Annotated in this window: 22 protein-coding genes and 1 riboswitch; of the genes, 15 read left to right on the forward strand and 7 right to left on the reverse strand. The window is 59.6% G+C overall.

Translation table 11 applies throughout. From position 1 onward, the window contains the following. On the reverse strand, window positions 1–633 hold the full coding sequence (locus tag ACRESJ_RS27265; protein WP_431760631.1) for a toluene tolerance protein: 633 nt from the start codon (window positions 631–633) through the stop codon (window positions 1–3). A 281-nt stretch (window positions 634–914) separates the two neighbouring features. Here ACRESJ_RS27265 and ACRESJ_RS27270 point away from each other — a divergent pair, with 281 nt between their 5' ends. From ACRESJ_RS27270 to hldE, 6 genes are all read left to right on the forward strand, one after another. Further along, window positions 915–2,027 carry a capsular biosynthesis protein gene (locus ACRESJ_RS27270; RefSeq protein ID WP_431760632.1) on the forward strand — a complete coding sequence of 371 codons (1,113 nt, stop codon included), beginning with the start codon at window positions 915–917 and terminating at the stop codon, window positions 2,025–2,027. A gap of 5 nt (window positions 2,028–2,032) precedes the next feature. Further along, window positions 2,033–3,232 carry an O-antigen ligase family protein gene (locus tag ACRESJ_RS27275; RefSeq protein WP_431760633.1) on the forward strand — a complete coding sequence of 400 codons (1,200 nt, stop codon included), beginning with the start codon at window positions 2,033–2,035 and terminating at the stop codon, window positions 3,230–3,232. Window positions 3,233–3,351: 119 nt separating this feature from the next. Then, a complete protein-coding gene (msbA, locus tag ACRESJ_RS27280; RefSeq protein ID WP_431760634.1) occupies window positions 3,352–5,142 on the forward strand; it encodes a lipid A export permease/ATP-binding protein MsbA in 1,791 nt (596 codons plus the stop codon). Next, window positions 5,142–6,038, forward strand: coding sequence for a GNAT family N-acetyltransferase (locus tag ACRESJ_RS27285; RefSeq protein ID WP_431760651.1), 897 nt, complete (start codon window positions 5,142–5,144; stop codon window positions 6,036–6,038). The genes msbA and ACRESJ_RS27285 overlap by 1 nt, the downstream gene beginning before the upstream one ends. A gap of 16 nt (window positions 6,039–6,054) precedes the next feature. Further along, complete coding sequence (locus ACRESJ_RS27290) at window positions 6,055–7,476, forward strand: PIG-L deacetylase family protein (protein WP_431760635.1); 1,422 nt, start codon at window positions 6,055–6,057, stop codon at window positions 7,474–7,476. Between the two features lie 76 nt (window positions 7,477–7,552). After that, window positions 7,553–8,977: a bifunctional D-glycero-beta-D-manno-heptose-7-phosphate kinase/D-glycero-beta-D-manno-heptose 1-phosphate adenylyltransferase HldE gene (gene hldE, locus ACRESJ_RS27295; RefSeq protein WP_431760636.1), complete on the forward strand. Its 1,425-nt coding sequence runs from the start codon at window positions 7,553–7,555 to the stop codon at window positions 8,975–8,977. An 87-nt stretch (window positions 8,978–9,064) separates the two neighbouring features. Here hldE and ACRESJ_RS27300 read toward each other — a convergent pair whose 3' ends face one another. From ACRESJ_RS27300 to ACRESJ_RS27315, 4 genes are all read right to left on the reverse strand, one after another. Continuing rightward, window positions 9,065–10,033, reverse strand: coding sequence for a metal ABC transporter ATPase (locus tag ACRESJ_RS27300; RefSeq protein ID WP_431760637.1), 969 nt, complete (start codon window positions 10,031–10,033; stop codon window positions 9,065–9,067). Window positions 10,034–10,066: 33 nt separating this feature from the next. After that, entirely contained in the window at window positions 10,067–10,879 is an 813-nt protein-coding gene (locus ACRESJ_RS27305; RefSeq protein WP_431760638.1) for an aldo/keto reductase, read from the reverse strand. After that, window positions 10,876–12,051 (reverse strand): NAD(P)/FAD-dependent oxidoreductase, encoded by a 1,176-nt coding sequence (locus ACRESJ_RS27310; protein WP_431760639.1) that lies wholly within the window; start codon window positions 12,049–12,051, stop codon window positions 10,876–10,878. The genes ACRESJ_RS27305 and ACRESJ_RS27310 overlap by 4 nt, the downstream gene beginning before the upstream one ends. Before the next feature lie 117 nt (window positions 12,052–12,168). Then, complete coding sequence (locus ACRESJ_RS27315; RefSeq protein ID WP_431760640.1) at window positions 12,169–12,501, reverse strand: DMT family transporter; 333 nt, start codon at window positions 12,499–12,501, stop codon at window positions 12,169–12,171. Between the two features lie 102 nt (window positions 12,502–12,603). Between ACRESJ_RS27315 and ACRESJ_RS27320 the strand changes: the two genes are divergently transcribed. Further along, the gene (locus ACRESJ_RS27320; protein ID WP_431760641.1) at window positions 12,604–13,506 is read left to right on the forward strand and encodes a LysR family transcriptional regulator; all 903 of its coding nucleotides are present in this window, start codon (window positions 12,604–12,606) and stop codon (window positions 13,504–13,506) included. Window positions 13,507–13,517: 11 nt separating this feature from the next. After that, window positions 13,518–14,795 carry a lipid IV(A) 3-deoxy-D-manno-octulosonic acid transferase gene (waaA, locus tag ACRESJ_RS27325; RefSeq protein WP_431760642.1) on the forward strand — a complete coding sequence of 426 codons (1,278 nt, stop codon included), beginning with the start codon at window positions 13,518–13,520 and terminating at the stop codon, window positions 14,793–14,795. Between the two features lie 99 nt (window positions 14,796–14,894). Here the strand turns inward: waaA and ACRESJ_RS27330 are convergent, their stop codons facing one another. Next, on the reverse strand, window positions 14,895–16,334 hold the full coding sequence (locus ACRESJ_RS27330) for a TolC family outer membrane protein (protein ID WP_431760643.1): 1,440 nt from the start codon (window positions 16,332–16,334) through the stop codon (window positions 14,895–14,897). 205 nt (window positions 16,335–16,539) lie between these two features. After that, a riboswitch (TPP riboswitch) is annotated at window positions 16,540–16,645 on the forward strand. A 151-nt stretch (window positions 16,646–16,796) separates the two neighbouring features. Between ACRESJ_RS27330 and thiC the strand changes: the two genes are divergently transcribed. Then, a complete protein-coding gene (gene thiC / locus ACRESJ_RS27335) occupies window positions 16,797–18,686 on the forward strand; it encodes a phosphomethylpyrimidine synthase ThiC (protein ID WP_431760644.1) in 1,890 nt (629 codons plus the stop codon). Between the two features lie 168 nt (window positions 18,687–18,854). Further along, window positions 18,855–20,147 (forward strand): putative hydroxymethylpyrimidine transporter CytX, encoded by a 1,293-nt coding sequence (gene cytX, locus ACRESJ_RS27340; protein WP_431760645.1) that lies wholly within the window; start codon window positions 18,855–18,857, stop codon window positions 20,145–20,147. Here cytX and ACRESJ_RS27345 read toward each other — a convergent pair. Then, window positions 20,116–20,862, reverse strand: coding sequence for an RsiV family protein (locus tag ACRESJ_RS27345; RefSeq protein WP_431760646.1), 747 nt, complete (start codon window positions 20,860–20,862; stop codon window positions 20,116–20,118). The genes cytX and ACRESJ_RS27345 overlap by 32 nt on opposite strands. A 226-nt stretch (window positions 20,863–21,088) precedes the next feature. On the opposite strand from ACRESJ_RS27345, the gene ACRESJ_RS27350 reads away from it, so the two are divergent. The 5 genes from ACRESJ_RS27350 to ACRESJ_RS27370 all read left to right on the forward strand — a co-directional run. Further along, entirely contained in the window at window positions 21,089–21,706 is a 618-nt protein-coding gene (locus tag ACRESJ_RS27350) for an NUDIX domain-containing protein (protein ID WP_431760647.1), read from the forward strand. Beyond that, complete coding sequence (locus tag ACRESJ_RS27355) at window positions 21,697–22,149, forward strand: DUF1249 domain-containing protein (RefSeq protein WP_431760648.1); 453 nt, start codon at window positions 21,697–21,699, stop codon at window positions 22,147–22,149. Before ACRESJ_RS27350 ends, ACRESJ_RS27355 begins: the two co-directional genes overlap by 10 nt. Window positions 22,150–22,251: 102 nt before the next feature. Beyond that, a complete protein-coding gene (cpdA, locus tag ACRESJ_RS27360) occupies window positions 22,252–23,067 on the forward strand; it encodes a 3',5'-cyclic-AMP phosphodiesterase (RefSeq protein WP_431760649.1) in 816 nt (271 codons plus the stop codon). 220 nt (window positions 23,068–23,287) lie between these two features. Continuing rightward, window positions 23,288–23,896: a YqiA/YcfP family alpha/beta fold hydrolase gene (locus ACRESJ_RS27365; protein ID WP_431760650.1), complete on the forward strand. Its 609-nt coding sequence runs from the start codon at window positions 23,288–23,290 to the stop codon at window positions 23,894–23,896. A 42-nt stretch (window positions 23,897–23,938) separates the two neighbouring features. Then, the coding region (locus ACRESJ_RS27370) for a hypothetical protein (RefSeq protein WP_401302622.1) at window positions 23,939–24,052 on the forward strand (114 nt) is incomplete at its 3' end.

Consider the following 24,052-nt stretch of genomic DNA (forward strand, 5'->3'; position numbering starts at 1 on the left):
TCAAGGGTTGAGCGCCAGGCTCAATTCCTTTTCGTTGCATACGCGCTGATGTTTCAGGTACTGCTCAAGGAACTGGTTGTCCTTGAGCAGCCATTCGCGATCCTGGCGATAGCGCAACATATGCTTGAAGTTGCGCAGGCGCAGGCCTTTGCGCAGTGGTTTGCGATAGGTGCGCAGGTCGGCGATATCGATCAGTCCAAGCGTGTTTTCAGGCGTCAGCACCACATTGCCCAGATGCGCTGAGCGAAAGTAGATGCCGTCCTCATGCAGGCGTGCAATGAACTCACCCAGTTGCGCACGAAGAGACTCGTTGTTGTCTGCATCCAGTAGCTGACGCAGTGTGCGACCGGGCAGGGGGTCGTAATGCACGGCATCGCGCTTGATGCTGGGGATGCGATAAACCTGCCGAACCGTCGGGCACTCGATATCGCGTTGGCGAAGTGCCTGGCAATTGTCTGCGAAGCGCCGGGCGTAAGGCGCCCATAGCGCAGAAGTCAGCAGGCGTTTACGGCGAAACAGCTTGAGCATCGAGCCATCGGCCAGGCACAGAACTTTATCCCCTTTACCGTCAGCTTCGAGCACGTCGGCGCCTTCGCGCATGCTGAGATAAACGGTATGGTCGAGCGTTTGCATCAAGGCTCCAAGGCTTGGCCTGACGGGATGGGCGGCTGGCTATGTTACAGCAGTGCGCATGCTTCAAAAAACCGCTGTGGTACAATCGCCGCACTTTTTCAAAGGCGCTTGCTCTATATGGTGTCGCCTGGCGCAATACCACAGGGTGCTTGATTCTGATTCCTGGTTTTTACTTTTCATGCGCGGACGGGCGAATAACAGGGTGTTGATGTCTGCGGACTTGTCGCACGTGGTTATATTGCACTCAGGCGAGTGGATGCGGTCTTTTCTTTGGGCACCCTATGACGAAAATGCTGTTCATTTCCCTGGCCAAACATCAAGGCCTCTATTTCAATCGGTTACTCAATGAGACCGAGCTAGAAGGTAAAGTCGTTACCCCTCCACAGATGCCCTGGCCAAGGTTGCTGCAAACCTGCGGCGTGCTCTCGCGAGTCGATTGGCCGAGCATGATTGAAGAAAAATGCGAGGAGCGGCGCGTCAAGAACAAAAACGATGGTCGCTTCTATCGTCTGTTGTTGCGTCTTGAACTGATTTGGATGGCGCTGCGTGCCCAGGCCTTGCTGGATCGAGAGCGGCCTGACGCTCTGGTGTTCTGGAATGGCTCCCATCGATACTGCCGATTGCTGACAGCCCTGGCGCCTTCAGGTTGCAAGACTTTCTTCTTCGAAAACGGTCTGTTGCCCGATACCACCACCGTTGATCCGCGGGGCGTGAACTATCTGAACGCTGTTCCGCGCGAGGCCAGTTTTTACCTCAACTATCCTTATCCCGTGCCTGAAAATCAGGCGGCACCTGTGCTGATTCCACGCCAACCTCGCGCCAGCGGCCCGGCACCGATAGTGCTGCCGGAGCAATTCGTCTTCATTCCGTTCCAGGATGATCGCGATAGCCAGGTTCGGCTGTTTTCTCCATGGGTCAGGAACATGCGGGAAATGTTTGCCTTGGGCGAGCGCCTCGCCAAGGAAACTGGATTGACAGTGGTGTTCAAGGAACATCCATCCAGTCGCGAAAAGTACCCTGAGTTGCATGAGCGTACTCACGAGCGCCTGTTGTTCGCCAACGGCAACGCCACTCAGCAGTTGATCGAGGCCAGTCAGTTTGTGATCACGCTGAACTCGACAGTTGGCCTGGAAAGCATCCTCCTGGGTAAGTCGGTGATGACTTTGGGGCAGGCGTTTTTCAATATCGAGGGGCTGGTAGTGCATGCGGATAACGCCGATCAGGTGGTCGAGCTGGCGCGCACATTCCCGCATTGGCCACTTGATGCGCGCCTGCGGCGTAACTTTCTCCATTATCTGTCTGAACACTACTGCATCAAGGGTGGCTGGAAAAACGCCGACAAGGCCCAGCTGCAGAGGGTCGCCAATCGTATGCTGAGTAAAGTCGAGTGCTGACAGGAATGAAGAAACTTATCGGTAAGGATGTCCTGACAGTGTGGGCATCCATCGGTCTTCTCGTGCTCCTGTGTGGGGCTTGGGTATTGCCAGACAGCAAGCGGTATCACCAGTTGTTGATTTTCCTGCTGTGGCTGCCTGCCTTGTTGGCGCTGTTTCATCGGGATTTTCGCCTGATGCTCAAGCATCCGGAGTGCGTCCTCTTTGCTATTTTCGTAGCCTGGACGTTTCTGGTGCTGATGGTCGAGGGTGGCAATAACATCGTCGGCAAAAGCAAGGTGACGCTCTATGTCGCTCTTACCCTCTTGGGCGTGCTACTGGCAGCGCAGAACCGAAAATGGCGATTCGAGTCCATGCTTCTGGGCGCATCGATTCTGGGTGGTTTTTTTGCTTTGGCTTCCTGGATCTACTTTTATGAAGTATTCGCTCAACCTTTTAATGGCAGGCTGATTGCCATTGGTTTGTGGGACACTGCGATCATGGCCGCGCATGCGGTGGGCGCCTTGCTGATTCTTGGCGTCTTTACGTTGCAGACCCGGCGCTTGAGTGCCTGGGCGATGGTGTCGCTGCTGATTCCAGCGCTGGGGTACGCATTTTTCCTGGGCTTCAGCCAAACCCGCGGTGTATGGATCGGCTTGCTTGCCTGTCTCCTGATGATGGGCCTGGCGCGTCCATCGCGCATGGGCGCCGGGCTGATCGTTCTGGTGGCCGTGGGGTTGGCATCCATTGCTGTAATCAAGCCGGAAATCCTCTTGCAGCGTGGCGTTTCCTACCGTCCCGAACTATGGAGCGGTGGCGTTAAGCTGATGCGCGATCACTGGATGATGGGGTTGGGGTTCCATGAATACCTGATTCCTGTACCGTCAATCGGAGAGAACTTCAAACATCCCCATAATCTGTTCCTGGATATTGGCGTGCGCCTCGGTGTGCCTGGGTTGCTGCTGTTCGGCTGGCTGTGGCTGACAGTTGGGTGGCGTGGCTGGGTTACCCGTGCGCAGCCTCTTGGGCAGGTGTTGCTGGCACTCTGGGTATTTTCGGGGACGTCATTATTGACCGATGGCATTGGGCTATGGCTCAAGCCCAATGCGGATTGGTTGATCACCTGGCTGCCGATTGCCTTGAGTATCGTGTTGGCTGCTCGAGGGAGCGATGAAGCCAGGGACTGGGCCAGGAGCGATTCAGCCCCCGTAAGCTCCAGGCCGTGAGGCGAGGTGCTGACGCTGCGTTTTTCCGGCGCCTCGTCCTTGCTTGGCCGATGTTGTAATTTGTTCGCTGTTACAATCCCCAGCTTGTCTGTCTTTTTCAAACGTACGAGGCGCACCGAATGGCCAGTTCCGACCAGCAATCGAGCATGAAGATTTATCTGCGGTTGCTGAAATACGTGCTCCCGTACTGGGGCGCTTTCGCCCTCAGTATTGTCGGCTTCGTGCTATTTGCATCCAGCCAGCCGATGCTGGCGGACATGCTCAAGCATTTTCTCGATGCCTTGCAAAAACCCGATGACACCAAGTTTCTGGGTGTATCGCTGGTGCTGGGCGTGCCGTTGTTGATCGTGCTGATTGCGGTCTACCAGGGTGTCGGTTCATTTCTGGGTAACTACTACCTGGCCAAGGTTGCCCGCGGCGTGGTCCACGACCTGCGCTGCGCATTGTTCGACAACCTGTTGACTCTTCCTAACCGCTACTTTGACAACCATAACTCAGGTCATCTGATTTCCCGCATAACCTATAACGTGACCATGGTCACCGGCGCCGCCACCGATGCGATCAAGGTGGTGATCCGTGAAGGCCTGACGGTGGTGTTTCTGATGGGTTACCTGCTGTACAGCAACTGGAAAATGACCCTGGTATTGCTGGCGATTTTGCCCATCATCGCGATTTTGGTCAGTAGCGCGAGCAAGAAATTCCGCAAGCAAAGCAAGAAAATCCAGGTGGCAATGGGTGATGTGACCCACGTCGCTTCGGAGACCATTCAGGGCTATCGCGTGGTTCGCAGCTTTGGCGGTGAAACTTACGAAAGGGAGCGGTTCCACAACGCTAGCGCCGACAATATGAACCGCAGCCTTGGCATGACCCGCACCCAGTCGATCTATACCCCGGTGCTGCAATTGGTGATCTACATCGGCATGGCCGTGTTGATGTACCTGGTGCTTTACCTTCGTGGTGATGCGTCCGCTGGCGAACTGATTGCCTACATCACTGCAGCCGGTCTGCTGCCCAAGCCTATTCGTCAGTTATCTGAAGTCAGCGCCACGATCCAGAAGGGTTTGGCCGGTGCCGAGAGCATCTTCGAGCAACTTGACGAAGAACCGGAAGTCGATACGGGCACCAGGGAGATGGCACGTGTCAGTGGTCGCCTTGAAGTGCGTAACCTGAGCTTCCAGTATCCGGGCACCGAGAAGGTCGTGCTTAACGATATTTCCTTTACCGCTGAAGAAGGCCAGATGGTCGCTCTGGTGGGGCGTTCGGGCAGCGGCAAATCGACCCTGGCCAACCTGATTCCGCGTTTCTATCACCACGATAAGGGTCAGATCCTGCTCGATGGTGCGGATGTCGAGGAATACAAGCTGACCAATCTGCGTCGTCACATTGCTCTGGTGAGCCAGCAGGTCACCCTGTTCAACGACACTGTCTCCAACAACATCGCCTACGGCGACCTCGCGGGCACGCCGATCGAGGACGTGCGCAAGGCTGCCGAAGATGCCTATGCCGCCGAGTTCATCGAGCAAATGCCCGAAGGCTACGACACCCTGGTAGGTGAAAATGGCGTGCTGCTCTCCGGTGGTCAGCGCCAGCGTCTGGCGATTGCGCGGGCACTGCTCAAGAATGCGCCATTGCTGATCCTCGATGAGGCCACTTCGGCTCTCGACACCGAATCGGAGCGTCACATTCAGGCGGCCTTGGATCAAGTGATGAAGGGCCGCACCACGCTGGTGATTGCTCACCGCTTGTCGACCATCGAGAAGGCTGACCTGATCCTGTTGATGGACCAAGGGCGCATCGTCGAGCGCGGCACCCACGCCGAGTTGCTGGCGTTGAACGGCTTCTACGCACGCCTGCACGAAAAGGATTTCGTCGAAGGCACCGACGAGGCGATAACGGAGTCTCACGTTTGATTTTGAGTTACTGGCGGGCCTGGCGAGAAAGCGGTTGGACTCCTATTGATGCCACCGAGTACGCCCAGGCCTGGCAACAGTTTGGCGGTAGCGTGGCGACTCATCCGCACGTGGTTGAGCGTCTGGCTGGGCTGGCAGGCATCGCGGTGCGTTATCTGGGTTGGTTCGTCGATGGTGAACTATGCGCTGCGATGCCGACCTGGGGTCGTCATGTGGCCTTGTCCAAAGATGTACTCAAGCGTGAAGGCAAACGTGGCCTGTTCGATCTTGGCAATGCCGAGATTATTTTGCCGGTCGCCGAAGGCGCCCAGGTACGTATGCGGCATCGCGCGCGTTATGTGTCCGAACTTAATGCGCAATGCGTCACGGGTCTCTCTGAGCAGCCTGAAGGGCTGGCACTGGCCCGTGAGCCCGAAGACTACAGCAAGAAATTTCGCTACAACCAGCGCCGGGAGCAGCGTTTGCTGGAGGAGGCGGGTGGCACCATCCGGCCGATGCTGGAACTGAGCGCCAGCGAACAGGCGACTATCTATGCCGATCTGTTTCAGCGTCGCTGGAACTTCGCGGCACCGGGCAAGGCACATCTGGCTGAAGTGTTCGGCATGTTGCGTGAGTTCATGACCGGGTCCCTGATCTACCTGAACGACGAGCCGGTTGCGATCCAGATTCTGTACCGGGTCGAGGCGCCCAAGTGGGTTAGCCTTGAGTACATCAACGGTGGTGTCGACCCGCAAAACCGCGAGTTCAGCCCCGGCAGTGTGCTCAGTTTCGTCAACACCCAAGCCGCGTGGGAGCAGGCCCGAGCAGTGGGCAAACCGCTGCGCTACTCGTTCGGCCGCGCCGATCGCGAATACAAGGATCGCTGGTGTCATCGAGTTCCGGTCTACCAGGTTTGAGCGAGGACAGGCAGTCATGAGCGCACGCAAGCAACAACTGCTTAAACGCCATCGCCAGCGCAAACGCGTGGTGCTGATCGGTGCACTGTCGGCTGCATTGCTATTTGGCATTTTTGTCGCGTGGTGGCCGTTGCCCCTGCTCCTGATGCTGGGCTGGGTCGCCCATGAAGCCTGGTTCAGCGACCATCTTTTCTATGCCCCGGGCGACGATTATCGTTATGACTTTCCGGCGGGTACGCCACAGTTGCCAGTCACTCTGGTCGATGGTGTCTTGCGAGTGTCCGGCGACTTCAGCGTGGCACAAACCCTGGTTCTGCAAGTGCGGGTCGAGAGCCACTGGCTGGGTCGCTTCCTTGATCCTCAGGTATGGATCGGTGACGACCGTCAGGACTTGGAGCGCGGGGTCGCGGGGGAGCGTTTTCTCAATCTGTCCGGTCAAGGTTCGGCGCTTGCAGCCGGGACCCTGACGTTGCGTGGCCGCTTTTGCAGCGTGGCGCCGCAGGCAAACCTGTACGTGCTGAGCAACCCGGATTTTGGCCAACAGCGCCTGCTGATCATCGCCCCGCATGCCGATGACGCCGAATTGGCGGCTTTCGGTCTCTACAGCCGTACGTCCGAGGTCGCTATCGTCACGCTGACCCAAGGGGAGATCGAGGCCGAAAACTACCGCGAGATGGGCCTGGACACCGCTCAGGCCGCCCGACTCAAAGGGCGTCTGCGCAGTTGGGACAGCCTGGCGGTGCCGCTGTGGGGCGGGGTGCCGCAACAGCAGTGTGTGCAATTGGGTTACTACTGCCTGCAGCTGAGTGCGATGGGGCAGCAGCCGGACAAAAGCTTCGGGTCCCGGGAGTCGGGGGAGAGCGATATACGCGCAGTCCGTCGGCACAATGCACTGAGCCTGCCGGGAGATGTCGATGGCCAGCCCCATTGGCACAACCTGGTCGCTGATCTGGCCCACCTGCTTGAGCATCACCGGCCCGACGCGGTGCTGACTCCCCATCCCGAACTGGATCCCCACAGCGATCATGTCGCCAGCACTCGCGCCTTGATGGAGGCGATTGAGCTCAGTAAATGGCGCCCGCCCACTCTGCTGCTCTATGCCAATCACTTGCATGACAACGATCGCTGGCCAATGGGGCCGGCCGGTTATGGCATTGCCCTTCCACCGACCATCGAGGCATTGCCGGCCGATGGGTTGTGGAGCCCGTTGCTGGATGCGCAAACCCGCATGGACAAAGCCATGGCCTTGGGCATGCAGCACGACTTGCAAGGGCGACCACCGCTTAAAAGACGTCTGCGCCGGTTGATTCAGCGGCTGTTGGCTGGACGTCGATGGCCCCGTACCGGCGAAGACGAATTCTTTCGCAAGGCAGTGCGCAGGCACGAACTTTTCTGGGTGCGTCCGCTCGATGCCCCTCTAGAGGATGATCGTCGCTGAGCATCTTTGCTCGCGTGCGGTCGCACTCTTTCGCTATGTTATTATCCGCGACGCTTTTATTGCCCCTGGAGTTTCCATGAAGTTATCCATGCCACGATTCGATCAGGCCCCTGTCCTGGTGGTCGGCGATGTCATGCTCGACCGTTACTGGCATGGTGGCACCTCACGGATCTCCCCTGAGGCGCCGGTACCGGTCGTCAAGGTCGATCACATCGAGGACCGCCCGGGCGGTGCCGCCAACGTTGCGTTGAACATTGCCGCCCTTGGCGCGCCGGCCTCATTGGTCGGTGTGACCGGTGACGATGAAGCCGCCGACAGCCTGGCCAACAGCCTAAAGGGTGCCGGTGTACGCGCGTTGTTCCAGCGCATTGCGCACCAGCCGACCATCGTCAAGTTGCGGGTCATGAGCCGTCACCAGCAGCTGTTGCGTATCGACTTCGAAGAACCCTTTGCCACTGATGCCCTGGAGTTGTCGGTACAAGTTGACGAGTTGCTCGAAGGCATCAAGGTCCTGGTGCTGTCCGACTACGGCAAAGGCGCGCTGAAAAATCATCAGGTGCTGATCCAGGCTGCGCGTGCCCGTGGCATTCCGGTGCTGGCCGACCCCAAGGGCAAGGATTTTTCGATCTACCGCGGTGCGAGTCTGATCACGCCGAACCTCAGCGAGTTCGAAACCATCGTCGGTGGTTGCGCCGATGAGCACGAACTGGTGAGCAAGGGCGCGCAGTTGATGCACGACCTGGATCTGGGTGCCTTGCTGGTGACCCGCGGCGAACACGGCATGACGTTGCTGCGTCCGGATCATCCGGCAATGCACCTGCCGGCCCGCGCCCGCGAAGTGTTCGACGTGACGGGTGCCGGCGATACGGTGATTTCCACGCTGGCGGCGGCGATTGCTGCAGGTGAGGAGCTTCCACACGCGGTGGGCCTGGCCAATCTGGCGGCGGGCATCGTGGTCGGCAAGCTCGGTACGGCAGCCATCAGCGCGCCAGAGTTGCGACGCGCCATCCAGCGCGAAGAAGGCTCGGAACGCGGTGTGCTGGGTCTTGAACAACTGTTGCTGGCGGTCGACGATGCGCGTGCGCATAACGAGAAGATCGTGTTCACCAACGGTTGCTTCGACATCCTGCATGCGGGTCACGTGACTTATCTGGAACAGGCGCGCGCCCAGGGTGATCGCCTGATCGTTGCAATCAACGACGATGCGTCGGTCAGCCGCCTGAAAGGGCCGGGGCGTCCGATCAACAGTGTCGACCGGCGAATGGCAGTGCTGGCTGGATTGGGCGCCGTGGACTGGGTGATCAGCTTCCCGGAAGGCACCCCGGAAAACCTGCTGCGGGAAGTCAAACCGGACGTGCTGGTCAAGGGCGGTGACTACGGGATCGATCAAGTGGTCGGTGCGGACATCGTGACCGCTTACGGCGGAACCGTGAAGGTGTTGGGGCTGGTGGAAAACAGCTCCACGACTGCGATCGTCGAGAAGATCCGCAAGTCCGAGTGACGCCATAAAAGATCGCAGCCTTCGGCAGCTCCTACAGGAAAAACACGTTCTCCTGTAGGAACTGCCGGAGGCTGCGATCTTTTGCTTTCAAGAGTTCACTTTCCTGCGCGGCACCATCTTCTTCAGCAACTGTTTTGCCTTCCCGCCCAGCAGTGTCAGCCCAGAGTTCTTCTCCGGCGGTGTCAGGCCTTGCTGTCGCACCCAATCCTTCCAACGAATCCGCTCATCCTTCACCAGCCAGCCTTCCTGTCGGGCAAAACTCTCGGCCAGGTACAGCCCGCGTGTGCTCGCGGGATGTAGCTGATCCTTTTTCAAGGTGTAGAGCTCGGCCAGTGGGTGGCCGTCCTGCAAGGGCATCAGGTACAGATCGGGGCGCTTGCGATCCAGGCGTGCCACCAGTTGATCGCCTTCCAGGCGCTCGTCGACGTGGAACAGGCTCAGGGATTTGGTCTCTTTGGGAACGTCCAGGCGCAGGTCATAGATCAACTGCAACGATGCCGTCGGCAAATGCACATAGGCCCGAGGCCGCTCGATCAACGGCAGCTTGGCGCAGCGCACCGGTCGCGCCGAGCCGGACAGCGACGACAGGCGAAACGGCATTGCTTCGCGGTAATGCAGGGCGGATGAGTAGGGCGCGGGCAGCCAGGTATCGTGGAAGCGCCCGCCGAGCCAGCCTTCGGGTGTTTCCAGCAGGCATTCTTCGGCAATTTCCTGGATTGCTGTGTGCAGCGGCAGGTTCAGTTCATGGGCCGGCACGTATCCGGAAATGAGCTTGAGCACCACGTCGCCACGATCCTGTCGACGCTGGCGCACCAATACCCAGTAATCACGGTTCTGCCAATGCAGCGTCAGGCGGACCGACACCCCGAGATTGGCCAGTTCCAGGGCAAAACGCTCAGGGTCGGCGACGGTCACCGGGCGACGACGTTGCAGGGTCTGGGAGAAGTTCAACGGCCTCCCGACGCTCTGATAAGTCAGGCCTTCGGGAGTCGCTTCGACGAATAACGGCAGGGTCTTGAAGTTGCTCGGGTTCTTTCTTATGAGCGTACGCGGCATGTCGGCTCCTGCTTAAGGCCGCGTGGGGCGGCATCAGTTGCTACGTAGGACCTGGGCAACGGTTGCGACGTTGTGGGCAAGGTGCAGCGGGTTGATCGTCCCGACAATAGCACTGGCCACACCCGGATGTTCAAACAGCAACTCGAAACTGGCGCGCACCGGGTCCACGCCTGGGCTCAGGCATACATGACCACTGGCGAGGGCTTTTTTGACCAGAATGGCTTTGCCGTGAGCAGCAGCATAGTCAATCACGGCCTTCTCGGTTTGCTCGTTGAGATTGTAGGTGACCATCGCGCAATCACCTTGCTCCAGAGCCTTCAAACCACCTTCGACGGTTTTTCCGGAAAAACCGAACCCACGAATCTTGCCCTCGGCCTTGAGCGCGGCGAGGGTCCCATAGACTTCGCAGTCGTTGAGGATCGCCAGATCGTTGCCATCGGAGTGCACCAGCACCAGATCGATAAAGTCGGTTTCCAGACGCTGCAGGCTGCGTTCCACCGAGAGCCGAGTATGGGCAGCGCTGAAATCGTGGCGGGACTGGCCGTCGGCAAACTCTTCGCCGACCTTGCTGACGATCACCCAGTCCTGACGCTGGCCACGCAGCAGCGGACCAAGGCGCTCTTCGCTTCGACCATAAGCGGGTGCGGTGTCGATCAGGTTGATGCCCAGGTCGCGGGTGAGCTTGAGCAGCATCCGTGCTTCATCGTCGTCGGGGATCTGGAAGCCGTTGGGGTATTTCACCCCTTGGTCACGGCCGAGTTTTACCGTGCCCAGGCCCAGAGGCGAAACCAGCAGGCCGGTGCTGCCCAGCGGGCGATGCAGGTCGTGCAGGGTTGGCTGTCTCATGGTAGCAATTGCTCCCAGGCTGGGACGCCCATCGGTGGCTTCGGCAGCGGCGGCAGAGTGTCAGCCGGGCCGGGTTGAATACCATCGCGGGCAAGGCTTGAGATAACCCGGTCGGCGAAGTCTGGCGCCAGGGCCAGTTTGGTTGGCCAGCCCACCAGCAAGCGACCTTCTTCGGCGAGGAACGCATTGTCGGGACGGGTGAGACCTGATTGCAACGGCTCGGCGCGATCCACCCGCAAGGTGGCCCATTGCACAGTGCTCAGGTCGATCCATGGCAACAGCTGACCGAGTTCTTTCTGCGCCGTGGCGATTTGCTCGGCAGGCTCACGGGCCACACCCTCGGATTCGGCAATATCGCCGCCCATGTACCAGACCCACTGGCCATCGGCGGCCGGGTGTGTGGTGACGGTAATGCGCGGCTTGGTGCCGCCGCCCAGGCAGTGGGCGTACAGCGGTTTGAGGCTCGGACCTTTGGCAATGATCATGTGCAACGGACGCCGTTGCATGGCGGGCTGGGTGAGCCCCAGGGTTTCGAGTAATGCAGCCGTTCCGGCGCCAGCGCTCAAGACGATACGTTGGGCACGGATTTCACGCTCGTCTACCTTGAGGCCGACCAGAACGCCACCTTCCAGCAGCGGTTCGATCTTCTGACCGGCGAGCAAACCGTCACCCGCCAGATCCGCCAGGCACTGGATCAGGCTCGGCACGTCGATCACCAGTTCCGCCAGGCGATAGACCTTGCCCTTGAAGCGTTTGTCTTGCAGGGCGGGCGGCAATTGGTCGCCTTTGACCTGGTCGACACGGCCGCGCACGGCTTTGCTGGCGAAGAAACTGGTGAGGTTGCCGGCGAGGGTGCCGGGGGACCAGAGGTAGTGGGCTTCGGACAACAGGCGTACGCCGGACAGGTCCAGCTCACCGCTGCCGGCCAGCGCTTCACGCCAGCGACGGGGCATGTCGGCAATGGCTTCCGAAGCGCCGGTCAGGGCGCCATGCAACGCGTATTTGGCGCCGCCATGGATGATGCCCTGGGATTTGACGGTCTGTCCGCCGCCGAGGGTGGCGCTTTCCACCAGCACGGTCGAAAAGCCCTGGCGGCGCAGACGCGCGTTCAGCCAGAGGCCTGCGACACCAGCGCCGACGATCAGAACGTCGGTGGAAATAACGGTTGGCATGCAACGACCTCAGTGTTTTAAGCGAAGCTGCAAGTTTCAAGCTTCAAGCTTCAAGCTGCAAGCAAGAGCCGGAGAATATCCCTCTTGAAGCTTGAAGCTTGAAGCTCGTAGCTGCTCCTAATGCCCCGCAGTCTTGGAGAACAGCTGAATCACCACAACCCCGAGCACAATCAACGCCATCCCCAGCATCGCCGGCACATCCAGCTTCTGCCCGTAGATAAACAGCGCAGCGACGCTGACCATCACGATGCCCATGCCGGCCCAGACCGCGTAGGCGACGCCTACTGGCACACTGCGCACCACAAGGGTCAGCATCCAGAAGGCAATCCCATAACCGAGAATCACCAGGATCAGCGGCAACGGGGTGCTGATGCCTTTGACCGCTTTCATCGAAACAGTGGCAATCACTTCGGCGCAGATGGCAATGGCCAGGTAGTAGTAAGCGGTCATGGGTCAATCCTCGTATGAAGTGTTGCTCTCTGAGGCGGCATTTTAGAGATTCATCAGATGCGGTAAAGTCATTACCTATCTGATTTGAAGATGGGTTGTGCCATGAATACGCAATGGAATCTGGAACAATTGCGCCTGTTTGTCAGCGTAGCGGAGCGACATTCGTTCTCCGCCGTGGCACGGGATCAGCGCAAGGCGCAATCGGCGGTCAGCAGTTCGATAGCGATGCTGGAAGAAGACCTGGGTGTCAGCCTGTTCGACCGCAGCAGCGGCCGACAGCCGAAACTCACTGAGGCCGGCAATGCGCTACTGGAAGAGGCCCGTGAAGTGCTGCGCCAATGCGAGCGCCTCAATGGTCGGGCGCTGGCACTGATGCGTGGGCAGGAGGCTCGCTTGCGCGTGGCGCAGGACGAGGCAATGCCTTATCAGCCGATCATCGAAAGCTTTGAGGCCCTGGCAGAAAAATTCCCCAGCCTTGAAGTGCAATTGACCAGCGCGGCCCAAGGCGATGTTGCGCGCAAACTGGTGGAGCGGCGTGCCGATTTGGGGCTGCTGTTCTTTCATGACCAGATCCCCGAAGCGCTGGAGCGGCGGGTACTGGGCAGCGTCGAGATGGTCACAGTGTGTGGCAAGGATCATCCGCTGGCGGGCAAGGGAGCGGTGGATTACCAGCAACTGGCGCAGCATCGGCAGCTGTTGATGGCCACCGAATCGAGCATTTACCCCGGCAGCGAACCCGCCAGCCCGCAAGTCTGGCGCGCCGACAGTTTCTACGTGATGGCGGAATGGCTGGTGCGCGGTCTCGGTTGGGCCTGGTTGCCGCGCCATGTGGTGCAGTACCCGACGTATCAGAACCAGATGGTTGAGCTGGTCAGTGAATGGACCCCGCCGGCGTTGGTGGTGGAGTTGGTCTGGCGTCGTGATGAGCCGCTCGGCCCGGCCGCTCGCTGGCTTGCCGAACGTTTTGCCGTGCACTTGCAGGCGATCGGCGAGAAAAGCCGATAAACTCCGCCGCCATGAATAGAACTCTCTACACCGCGCTGTTTTATCTGGGGCTGCCACTGGTAGCGATTCGGCTATGGCTGCGGGCGCGCAAGGCGCCGGCGTATGCCAAGCGCATTGGCGAGCGCTTCTCCTATGGGATGCCGGCGATGAAACCCGGTGGTATCTGGGTGCACGCGGTATCAGTGGGCGAAAGCATTGCCGCCGCGCCGATGATTCGCGCCTTGCTGCAACGTTATCCACAGCTGCCAATCACCGTGACCTGCATGACGCCGACCGGTTCGGAGCGCATCCAGGCGTTGTTTGCCAATGAACCGCGCATCCAGCACTGCTACTTGCCGTATGACTTGCCGTGCGCCGCGAAGCGATTGCTGGATCGGGTTCAGCCCAGGCTGGCGGTGATCATGGAAACCGAACTTTGGCCCAATCACATTCATGAATGCGCCAAGCGTGGAATTCCCGTGGCGCTAGCCAATGCGCGACTGTCCGAGCGCTCGGCTAGAGGCTACGGTCGTTTCCACAAGCTGACCCGACCCATGCTTGCCGAGATGAGTCTTTTCGCGGTGCAGACCGAAGCCGAAGCCCAGCGCTTCCGTGACTTGGGCGCTCGGTCGGAAACCGTTGAAGTCACGGGCTCGATCAAGTTCGACCTGACCATCGACCCGCAACTGCTTCAGCGTGCCCGCGAGTTGCGCGAGCAGTGGCAGGCCCAGGATCGCCCGGTGTGGATCGCTGCCAGCACCCACGATGGCGAGGACGAGGTGGTGCTGGCGGCTCACCGTCAGTTGCTGAGCAGCCATCCCGATGCGTTGTTGATTCTGGTGCCGCGCCATCCCGAGCGTTTCAATTCGGTTTTCGAGCTGTGTCGCCAGCAGGGTTTCGCCACGGTCCGACGCTCCAGTGGCGAACCGGTTACTGCCACCACTTCGGTGTTGCTCGGCGACACCATGGGTGAATTGCTGTTTCTCTATGCGCTGGCCGATAGTGCGTTCGTGGGCGGCAGCCTGGTGCCCAACGGCGGGCATAACCTGCTGGAACCTGCGGCCCTGGCCAAACCGGTCTTGAGCGGCCCGCACCTGTTCAACTTCCTCGAAATCGCCGCGCAGTTACGCAGCGCCGGAGCGTTGCAGGAAGTCGAGGATGCCGAAGGTTTGGCGGTGGCCGTGCAGCGTCTGTTTGAACTGCCGCGCGATGCGCAGCGAATGGCAGAGGCGGGTTTGACCGTGATGCGCCGCAATCAGGGTGCGTTGCAGCGATTGCTGGATGGGTTGGGACAGTTGATCGACCGTTAAATTTGGGTGGCGCGGCGCATACGAACCTGTAGGAGCAAAGCTTGCTCGCGATAGCGATCTCAAGGGCGCCATCGCCGGCAAGCCGTGCTCCTGCAGGGTTTATTGGCCCGGACGTGCTTTCAACTGCTCAGCCGCGGCCTTGGCCAGATCCGGTGGCAGGAAGTCCTTGTCCGGGTTGTAGTCGGCCTTGAGCCAGCGGGCCAGGTCTTGCAGATCCCCCGGGTTCAACGTGCCGGCCTGTTGCTTCAGGCGCAGGTTGTCGAGGATGTAGTCGTAGCGGGTGTTGTTGTAGTCGCGCACCGAGGTGTACAGCGAACGCTGCGCATCCAGCACGTCGACGATGTTTCGCGTGCCCACCTGATACCCGATTTCGGTCGCTTCCACCGCGCTCTGGTTAGAGATGATCGACTGCTTGCGCGCCTGAACCTGCTCGACATCGGTGTTGACCGCGCGGTGCAGGTCGCGGGTATTTTCGACGATTTGCCGGCGCAGGGATTCGCGTTGCTGTTCGGTCTGGTCCAGTTGGGAGTACGACTGACGCACTTGGGAGTTGATCAGGCCGCCGCTGTAGATCGGGATGTTCAGTTGCAGGCCGATCGAGGATTGCTCGACGTCACCCTTGTACGGTTGGCCGAAGGCGCTCGGGTTGCTGAAACCCAGTGCATCGTTGTCGCCTTTTTCGTACTTCGCCACCGCATCGAGGGTCGGTGCGTGACCGGCCTTGCGCTGCTTGAGGGTTTGCTCGGCGGCGCTGACGGCGTAGTTGCTGGCCAACAGATTGAGGTTCTGCCTGGCCGCGGTTTCGACCCAGGCCTTGGCATCGTTTGGCGCTGGCGGCAGGATCGGCAAATTATGGGAAATGCCCCAGATGGCGTTGTACCGACGGTTGGTCAGGGTAACCAGCGCTTCGAATGCATCATCCACCTGGCGCTGCGCGACGATCCGGTTGGCGCGTGCGGTGTCGTAGCTGGCTTGTGAGTTCAAGACGTCGGTCTTGTCCGAGAGGCCGACATCGAAGCGCTCGTTGGACTGATCCAGCTGACGTTTGAACGCGGCTTCTTCGGCTTTGGTCGAGGCCAGGTTGTCCTGGCTGCGCAACACGTTGAAGTAGCTGTCGGCGGTTTGCAGGATCAGGTTCTGCTCGGTCGCCGAGAGTTGCAGGGCGGCCTGCTCGTTGACGTCCTTGGCGGCCTGGAACTGGAACCAGCGATCGGCACGAAACAACGGCTGCGCCAGGGTCGCCTGGTAGGAATGAGCATTGCGGTTGGCCGTGGCTGAAGGCTGATCGATCGAGGTGCGAACGCTGGTTACATCCGCACCACCTGACAGGTTGGGCAAGAGTCCGGCGCGAGCCTGGGGCACGACTTCTTTCTGGGCGCCATATTGGGCGACGGCTGCGGCGAGGTCGGCGTTGTTGTCCACCGCTTCCTGATAGACGCTGACCAGATCGTTTTTGGTCGATACGGGCGTTTCTGCTGCCCAGGCCATTCCATTGGACGCACAAGACACGGCAACGGCCAGTGAGAGTTTGCGCAGCATAGGCGATCCCTAGTAAAAATATTACACAAGTAATTTGAGCGCCAAGGCTAAGGCGCGGCACGTGCAGCGTCAATGCGCAGCTTGGCGGTGCGAGTGTAGTTGGCCATTGGAGCGGCAACAATCTCGCCGTTCCCGGTAAATATGCCATTCATCATGGTGTTTGCAGCGGTGTTGGCGTTCTATGCCGGTTGTGTCTAGACTGGCCGGGTTCTTGTCGGGGTGCCTTGCTATGAGGCTGAGATCGAATAATTTCGGATCCCGTTGAACCTGATCAGGTTAGCGCCTGCGTAGGGAACAAGATTTCTCGTCACCCGGCGAGTCCTCTTGTGCTTCGTCCGGGAAATTGTTCGACAATCGAACGCTCCTCCGTGTGACGACGCACAGCACCAGTCCTGGTGCGTCCGTGCCTTTCAGGTTCTGCTCCGACAATCCACTGCCTGGATGCTGTCTGGAGAGCCCGTGATGACCACAAAAGCAAAAAACGCGATCAACCTGAGTGAATCGGCCAAGGTCGACGAACAGTCGGTTCAACCCTTTACCCGTTCGCAAAAAGTCTACGTCCAGGGTTCTCGCCCGGACATCCGTGTGCCAATGCGGGAAATCACCCTGGACGTCACGCCGACCGACTTCGGTGGCGAAATCAATGCGCCGGTGACCGTCTATGACACGTCGGGTCCGTACACCGACCCCAACGTCGTGATCGACGTGCGCAAAGGCCTGGGCGATGTGCGTTCGGCATGGATCGACGACCGTGGCGACACCGAGCGCCTGAGCGGCCTGAGCTCGAACTTCGGCCAGGAACGCCTCGCCGATCCGGAACTGACCAAGCTACGTTTTGCCCACGTGAACAACCCGCGCCGCGCCAAGACCGGGGCCAACGTCAGCCAGATGCACTACGCGCGCAAAGGCATCATCACCGCCGAGATGGAATACGTCGCCATCCGCGAAAACATGAAGCTGCAAGAGGCCCGCGCCGCCGGCCTGTTGAAGCAGCAGCACGCCGGCCACAGCTTTGGCGCGAACATCCCGAAAGAAATCACCGCTGAGTTCGTCCGCGAGGAAATCGCCCGCGGTCGCGCGATCATTCCTGCCAACATCAACCACACCGAACTGGAACCGATGATCATCGGCCGTAACTTCCTGGTGAAGATCAACGGCAACATCGGCAACAGCGCCCTGGGCTCGTCCATCGAAGAGGAAGTGGCGAAACTCACCTGGGGTATTCGCTGGGGTTCGGACACGGTCATGGACCTGTCCACCGGCAAGCACATTCACGAAACCCGCGAGTGGATCATCCGCAATTCGCCGGTGCCTATCGGTACCGTGCCGATCTACCAGGCGCTGGAGAAGGTCAATGGCGTCGCCGAAGACCTGACCTGGGAGCTGTTCCGCGACACGCTGATCGAACAGGCCGAACAGGGCGTCGACTACTTCACCATCCACGCCGGCGTGCTGTTGCGCTATGTGCCGATGACCGCCAAACGCGTGACCGGCATCGTTTCCCGTGGTGGTTCGATCATGGCCAAGTGGTGCCTGGCGCACCACAAGGAGAACTTCCTCTACACCCACTTCGACGAAATCTGCGAAATCATGAAGGCCTACGACGTCAGCTTCTCGCTGGGCGATGGCTTGCGTCCGGGCTCGATTGCCGACGCCAACGATGAAGCGCAGTTCGGCGAACTGGAAACCCTCGGCGAATTGACCAAGATTGCCTGGAAACACGACGTGCAGTGCATGATCGAAGGCCCGGGTCACGTGCCTATGCAACTGATCAAAGAGAACATGGACAAGCAGCTGGAGTGCTGCGACGAGGCGCCGTTCTACACCCTCGGCCCGCTGACCACCGACATTGCGCCGGGCTACGACCACATTACCTCCGGTATCGGTGCGGCGATGATCGGCTGGTTCGGTTGCGCCATGCTCTGCTATGTGACACCAAAAGAGCACTTGGGCCTGCCGAACAAGGATGACGTGAAGACCGGGATCATCACCTACAAGATCGCCGCACACGCCGCCGATCTGGCCAAGGGACATCCGGGTGCGCAGATCCGCGACAATGCCTTGAGCAAGGCGCGCTTCGAATTCCGTTGGGAAGACCAGTTCAACCTGGGCCTGGATCCGGACACCGCTCGTTCGTATCACGATGAGACGTTGCCGAAGGATTCGGCCAAGGTCGCGCATTTCTGCTCCATGTGCGGGCCGAAGTTCTGCTCGATGAAGATCACCCAGGAAGTGCGCGAGTACGCGGCCAACCAACGGATCGAAGCGGTCGACGTGGATGTCGCCCAAGGCATGGCCGAACAGGCCGAGCGCTTCAAGCAGGAAGGCAGTCAGCTGTACCAGAAAGTTTGATCTGACCCGAGGTCGGCGGTGTCAGCACCGCCGCCATCGCGGGCAAGCCCGCTCCCACAGTGTTTCGCGTCGTACACAGAAATTGTGTTCAGCAAGGAACCTTGTGGGAGCGGGCTTGCCCGCGATGACGATCGAAATAACAATAAATGTCCCTCTGAGATAACACCCTTGAGCATTCAACCCAGTACTTACTCACCAGATATCGCGGTGCCGATCGACAAGCGTGTGTTCGGCGGCCGCGACCTGTTTTCCCTGTGGTTCTCCCTCGGCATCGGCCTGATGGTCCTGCAGACCGGCGCTCTGTTGGCGCCTGGCCTGGGGCTGTCCGGCTCGTTGCTGGCCATTTTCCTTGGCACGCTGGTCGGCGTTCTGTTGCTGGCCGCCGTCGGCGTGATCGGCAGTGACACCGGCCTGTCGTCCATGGCTGCACTCAAGCTCAGCCTCGGCGCCAAAGGTGCAAGCCTGCCGGCCGTACTGAACTTGCTGCAGCTGATCGGATGGGGCTCGTTCGAGATCATCGTCATGCGCGATGCCGCCAGTCTGCTGGGCGCAAAAGCCTTCAGCGAAGGCAGCCTGTTATCCAACCCGGTGCTGTGGACGCTGTTTTTCGGTGCGCTGGCGACCTTGCTGGCCGTCAGCGGTCCATTGACCTTCGTGCGTCAGATCCTGCGTAAATGGGGTATCTGGCTGCTGCTGGCCGCGTGCATCTGGCTGACCTGGAACCTGTTCGCCAAGGCTGACCTGGCCGCGTTGTGGGCGCAGGCCGGTGATGGCTCGATGCCGTTTGCCGTGGGCTTCGACATCGCCATCGCCATGCCGCTGTCATGGTTGCCGCTGATTGCCGACTACTCGCGTTTCGGCAAGCGCGCGAAAAACGTCTTCGGTGGCACCGCCATCGGCTTCTTTATCGGTAATTTCTGGCTGATGAGCCTGGGCGTGGCCTACACCCTGGCGTTTGCGCCGAGCGGTGAAGTCAATGCCTTGCTGTTGGCACTGGCTGGCGCCGGCCTTGGGATTCCGCTGCTGCTGATTCTGCTCGATGAATCGGAAAACGCCTTTGCCGATATTCACTCGGCGGCAGTATCCAGCGGGATTCTGTTGCGCTTGAAAGTCGAGCACCTGGCCCTGGCCATCGGTGTGGTCTGCACCTTGATCGCCTTGTTGGCGCCCTTGGCTCAGTACCAGAACTTTCTGCTATTGATCGGCTCGGTGTTTGCGCCGTTGTTCGGTGTGGTGCTGGTGGATCACTTCATCCTGCGCAAACGCAGTGGCCAGGTGGCGTCTGCCGCTTTGCGCTGGCCGGCATTGCTTGCCTGGCTGGGCGGGGTCAGCACTTACCATTTGCTGGCTAATCTGTATGCGGATATCGGTGCAACCCTGCCGGCGCTGGTCGTGGCAGGGCTGCTGCAGCTCGTGCTGGGCCGTGCTTTCAGTTACGGCCGGGAAACAGCTCGGGCTTGATGATGCCGTTCAGGCGAGGGTAGGGGATCTTCAGTTCGATATGGCCCAGCGCGTAAGGCGCGATGCTGCTGGTTTCGTACTTGAGGATCACTCCGCCGTAGGTCAGCGCCACGTTCTGGGTTTTCTGGAACGGCCAGCTCTTCAGGAACTCCGGTTCCTGATCGAGCTTGGTGCTGATCAGCCAGCTGTTGTGCGCCACCTGCGCGGCTTTCCAGAATGCCTCTTCCTGCCCCGGCACCAGCATGTCCGACAGCGTCAGCACTTTATGCTGCTGGCGTGAATAGTTGATGAAGCCGCGCCCCGGCGTGCCATGGTCACCACCGGTGTCCAGGTAGCTGGACAATTCGATAATCACCAGACCGTCATGCTGCTCGCGTACTTTCGCCTGCAGGTAGCTGCTGTAGCGCGGCTGGGCGTTGCGCAAAAACTGTTCACGATAGGCCGCCAGCGTCGGCGCCACCGGGGCGTCGGGCGAAGTGCGGGTCAGTTGCAGCAGGCGTTTTTCGATAATGTCGTCAAGCTGCGGCTCGGCGGGAAAGTGCACGATATCGATGTTCACCAGCGGGCAATCCTGTTCCTTGCAACCGGGCTGAAGCTGTTCGGTAGCGTCACGGGTGGTTTCCAGTGGCGTCCGATAATTGGTCTGGAACAGGCTCTGGCAAGCACCCAGTGTCAGGGCGAGAGCGGCCACGGAGGCGATTTTAAAAAGTGACATGGGTGTCCTTCATAAAACTGGGAAAGGCGAAAAGTCTGACGCTTCGACTACCAACGGAGCAGTCAGTTCGCCACTAAGCTAATTAGAGTGGGTTTCACCCTCACCGTCTATCCCGCTGACGGGAAAGGGGCTGCATCAAACCTTGTGGGCGCGTTAGGATGGCGCGAAGTCGAGGTTCCAGGAAAACAGGAATCTCCTATGGGATGTGAAGTAACGAGGATTGTTGATGACTGATTGTGCCACCGCCATTCCGACCGTCGTAGATATCGTTCGGCGCGAAAAGTGCTTCGAGGGCTTCTACAAGCTCGAACGTGTGCACTTGCGCCACGAGTTGTTCGCCGGCGGCATGAGCCGCGAGATCAGTCGTGAACTGTTTGTTCGTCATGATGCGGTGTGCGTGCTGCCTTACGATCCACAGCGTGACGAAGTGGTGCTGATCGAGCAGTTTCGCGTCGGTGCCGTGGGCAAGACTGGCAATCCGTGGCTGATCGAACTGGTCGCCGGTCTGATCGACAAGGACGAACAACCGGAAGAAGTTGCTCACCGCGAAGCGCAGGAGGAAGCTGGGCTTGTCATTGGTGCGCTGTGGCCGATGACCAAATATTTTCCATCGCCGGGTGGCAGTGACGAATTCGTGCATTTGTACCTGGGCCGCTGTAATAGTGCTGGGGTTGGCGGCCTGCATGGGCTGGAGGAAGAAGCAGAAGATATCCGCGTCACGGTTTGGGCCTTTGATGATGCCCTTCAAGCCGTACGCGACGGACGTATTGCCAACGCGGCCAGCATCATTGCCTTGCAATGGTTGGCTTTGAACCGCGTTGAAGTGAGGGGGCTATGGTCGTAAACAAACTGCGCGATCGCTATCGGGTAGACCTCGTGGGGCTGCAAGCATCTTGCGAGGCGAACTACGCGCGCCTGATGCGACTGCTGCCGGACATGCGTAGCGAGCCTGCGGCGCGGCGCATTGCCGTGACCCATGGTGACCAGATGCTTGGGGTGCTGGCGCTGGAAGTGCTGCAGGTCTGCCCGTACACCACGACCCTGCAAGTGCGCCAGGAACACAGCCTGCCCTGGCTGCCGGTGCCGCAACTGGAAGTGCAGGTCTATCACGATGCGTGCATGGCCGAAGTGGTCAGCGCCGAGCATGCGCGGCGCTTTCGCGGCATTTACCCTTACCCGAACGCCTTCATGCACCAGCCCGACGAAAAGGCGCAACTGAACATGTTCCTGGGCGAGTGGCTGAGTCATTGCCTGGCTTTGGGGCATGAGTACGAAGTCGTACGTTAACGTTCTTGTGAACTGCGTCAGGTTCACATATTCCCCTTTTCAATCATCCCCCAGCATAATTGCGCCTCTGACTATCCCGTGATCACGCCCTGGGAGAACACCTTGCCGAGCGTATCCACCTTGACCACCGTTGATCCGGCATTGCTGGTGCAACTCTCCGACAGTCACCTGTTTGCCGAAGCGCACGGGTCGCTGTTGGGCATGAACACCCGCGATAGCCTGCAAAAAGTCATCGAACTGGTGCGCGCGCAGCAGCCGCAGATCGATTTGATCCTGGCTACCGGCGATCTGTCCCAGGACGGCACGCTTGAGTCCTATCAGCTATTTCGCAATCTGACTCAACAGCTCAATGCGCCGGCGCGCTGGATTCCCGGTAATCACGATGAGCCGCAGGTCATGGCTGAAGCTGCCGTGGGTAGTGCGTTGCTGGAGCCGGTGGTGGACATCGGCAACTGGCGCGTGACCTTGCTCGATTCGGCGGTGCCGGGCTCGGTGCCGGGATACTTACAGGATGAACAGCTTCAGTTGTTGGCACGCTCGTTGAGCGAAGCGCCGCAACGGCATCATCTGGTGTGCTTCCATCATCATCCAGTGTCGATCAACTGTGCGTGGATGGAGCCGATCGGGCTGCGTAACCCCGATGCACTGTTTAAAGTGCTGGATCGTTTTCCACAGGTGCGCGCCGTGCTTTGGGGTCATGTGCATCAGGAAATCGATCAAATGCGTAACAACGTGCGTCTGATCGCCTCGCCATCGACCTGCATTCAGTTCGAGCCAGGCAGCGAGGATTTCAAGGTGGGTGAGCAGGCGCCGGGCTATCGTTGGCTACGGTTGCTGCCGGACGGGCGGCTGGAAACCGGGGTTGAACGCGTCACCGGGTTCGATTTCACCGTGGATTACCATTCCAACGGCTACTGATTGTTTCGGACATTTGCTGAAACCGCGGCGCGCCCATCGCGGGCAAGCCCGCTCCCACAGAATATTTGGTGTTCACTCAATTTGTGTTTCACCTAATCCACTGTGGGAGCGGGCTTGCCCGCGATGGCGTCCGTCCAGACGACATAAATCCCGCGCATATCCCGATTCCCCCGGCACCCTGTAAACTCCGCCATATTTACCCACCGCCTAGGGAGTCCCAATGTCCGGCTCGATCCTTTATATCCATGGTTTCAACAGCGCGCCTGCGTCGAAAAAGGCCGCGGTGTTGAGCGAAGTGATGGACCGTCTGGGCTTGAGCGACAAGTTGCGCGTGCCGGCTTTGCATCACCATCCCCGCGAGGCCATTGGCCAGCTGGAACAGGCGATTAGCGAGCTCGGTCGACCACTGCTGGTCGGCAGCTCACTCGGCGGCTACTATGCGACTCACCTGGCCGAGCGCCATGGCCTGAAAGCCCTGTTGATCAACCCCGCCGTCAGCCCGCACAAGATGTTCGACGGATTTCTGGGAACGCAGAAAAACCTGTATACCGATGAAACCTGGGAACTGACCCACGACCACGTGACGGCCCTTGCCGAGCTGGAAGTGCCGGCGCCTCAGTATCCGCAGCGGTATCAGGTTTGGTTGCAGACAGGTGATGAAACGCTGGACTATCGCCTCGCCCAGCGGTATTACCGAGCCTGTGCCTTGCGCATCCAGGCCGGTGGCGACCATAGTTTCCAAGGGTTTGCCGCACAGCTTCCAGCCATGCTGACGTTTGCCGGCATTGGCGCAGATTTGTATCAAGCGATTGATTTCACCGCACTGTGAAACCTCGCCCTATTTTCAATGAACGACTGACGACGAGACCCCATGGCCACTCCCAGCGCTAGCTCTTATAACGCCGACGCCATCGAAGTCCTCTCGGGCCTCGACCCGGTGCGCAAACGCCCCGGCATGTACACCGACACCAGTCGGCCGAACCAC

This window comes from Pseudomonas sp., assembly GCF_050739655.1.
Taxonomy (GTDB): Bacteria; Pseudomonadota; Gammaproteobacteria; order Pseudomonadales; family Pseudomonadaceae; genus Aquipseudomonas.

What these genes read in the sequence shown, in the direction of transcription:
- thiC (WP_431760644.1), top strand. Translation starts at nt 16,797, where the DNA reads ATGACCACAAAAGCAAAAAACGCGATCAACCTGAGTGAATCGGCCAAG.
- ACRESJ_RS27300 (WP_431760637.1), bottom strand. Translation starts at nt 10,033, where the DNA reads ATGCCGCGTACGCTCATAAGAAAGAACCCGAGCAACTTCAAGACCCTG.
- ACRESJ_RS27350 (WP_431760647.1), top strand. Translation starts at nt 21,089, where the DNA reads ATGACTGATTGTGCCACCGCCATTCCGACCGTCGTAGATATCGTTCGG.
- ACRESJ_RS27365 (WP_431760650.1), top strand. Translation starts at nt 23,288, where the DNA reads ATGTCCGGCTCGATCCTTTATATCCATGGTTTCAACAGCGCGCCTGCG.
- ACRESJ_RS27355 (WP_431760648.1), top strand. Translation starts at nt 21,697, where the DNA reads ATGGTCGTAAACAAACTGCGCGATCGCTATCGGGTAGACCTCGTGGGG.
- msbA (WP_431760634.1), top strand. Translation starts at nt 3,352, where the DNA reads ATGGCCAGTTCCGACCAGCAATCGAGCATGAAGATTTATCTGCGGTTG.
- ACRESJ_RS27330 (WP_431760643.1), bottom strand. Translation starts at nt 16,334, where the DNA reads ATGCTGCGCAAACTCTCACTGGCCGTTGCCGTGTCTTGTGCGTCCAAT.
- ACRESJ_RS27265 (WP_431760631.1), bottom strand. Translation starts at nt 633, where the DNA reads ATGCAAACGCTCGACCATACCGTTTATCTCAGCATGCGCGAAGGCGCC.
- ACRESJ_RS27270 (WP_431760632.1), top strand. Translation starts at nt 915, where the DNA reads ATGACGAAAATGCTGTTCATTTCCCTGGCCAAACATCAAGGCCTCTAT.
- ACRESJ_RS27315 (WP_431760640.1), bottom strand. Translation starts at nt 12,501, where the DNA reads ATGACCGCTTACTACTACCTGGCCATTGCCATCTGCGCCGAAGTGATT.
- ACRESJ_RS27305 (WP_431760638.1), bottom strand. Translation starts at nt 10,879, where the DNA reads ATGAGACAGCCAACCCTGCACGACCTGCATCGCCCGCTGGGCAGCACC.
- waaA (WP_431760642.1), top strand. Translation starts at nt 13,518, where the DNA reads ATGAATAGAACTCTCTACACCGCGCTGTTTTATCTGGGGCTGCCACTG.
- ACRESJ_RS27310 (WP_431760639.1), bottom strand. Translation starts at nt 12,051, where the DNA reads ATGCCAACCGTTATTTCCACCGACGTTCTGATCGTCGGCGCTGGTGTC.
- ACRESJ_RS27320 (WP_431760641.1), top strand. Translation starts at nt 12,604, where the DNA reads ATGAATACGCAATGGAATCTGGAACAATTGCGCCTGTTTGTCAGCGTA.
- ACRESJ_RS27290 (WP_431760635.1), top strand. Translation starts at nt 6,055, where the DNA reads ATGAGCGCACGCAAGCAACAACTGCTTAAACGCCATCGCCAGCGCAAA.
- hldE (WP_431760636.1), top strand. Translation starts at nt 7,553, where the DNA reads ATGAAGTTATCCATGCCACGATTCGATCAGGCCCCTGTCCTGGTGGTC.
- ACRESJ_RS27345 (WP_431760646.1), bottom strand. Translation starts at nt 20,862, where the DNA reads ATGTCACTTTTTAAAATCGCCTCCGTGGCCGCTCTCGCCCTGACACTG.
- ACRESJ_RS27275 (WP_431760633.1), top strand. Translation starts at nt 2,033, where the DNA reads ATGAAGAAACTTATCGGTAAGGATGTCCTGACAGTGTGGGCATCCATC.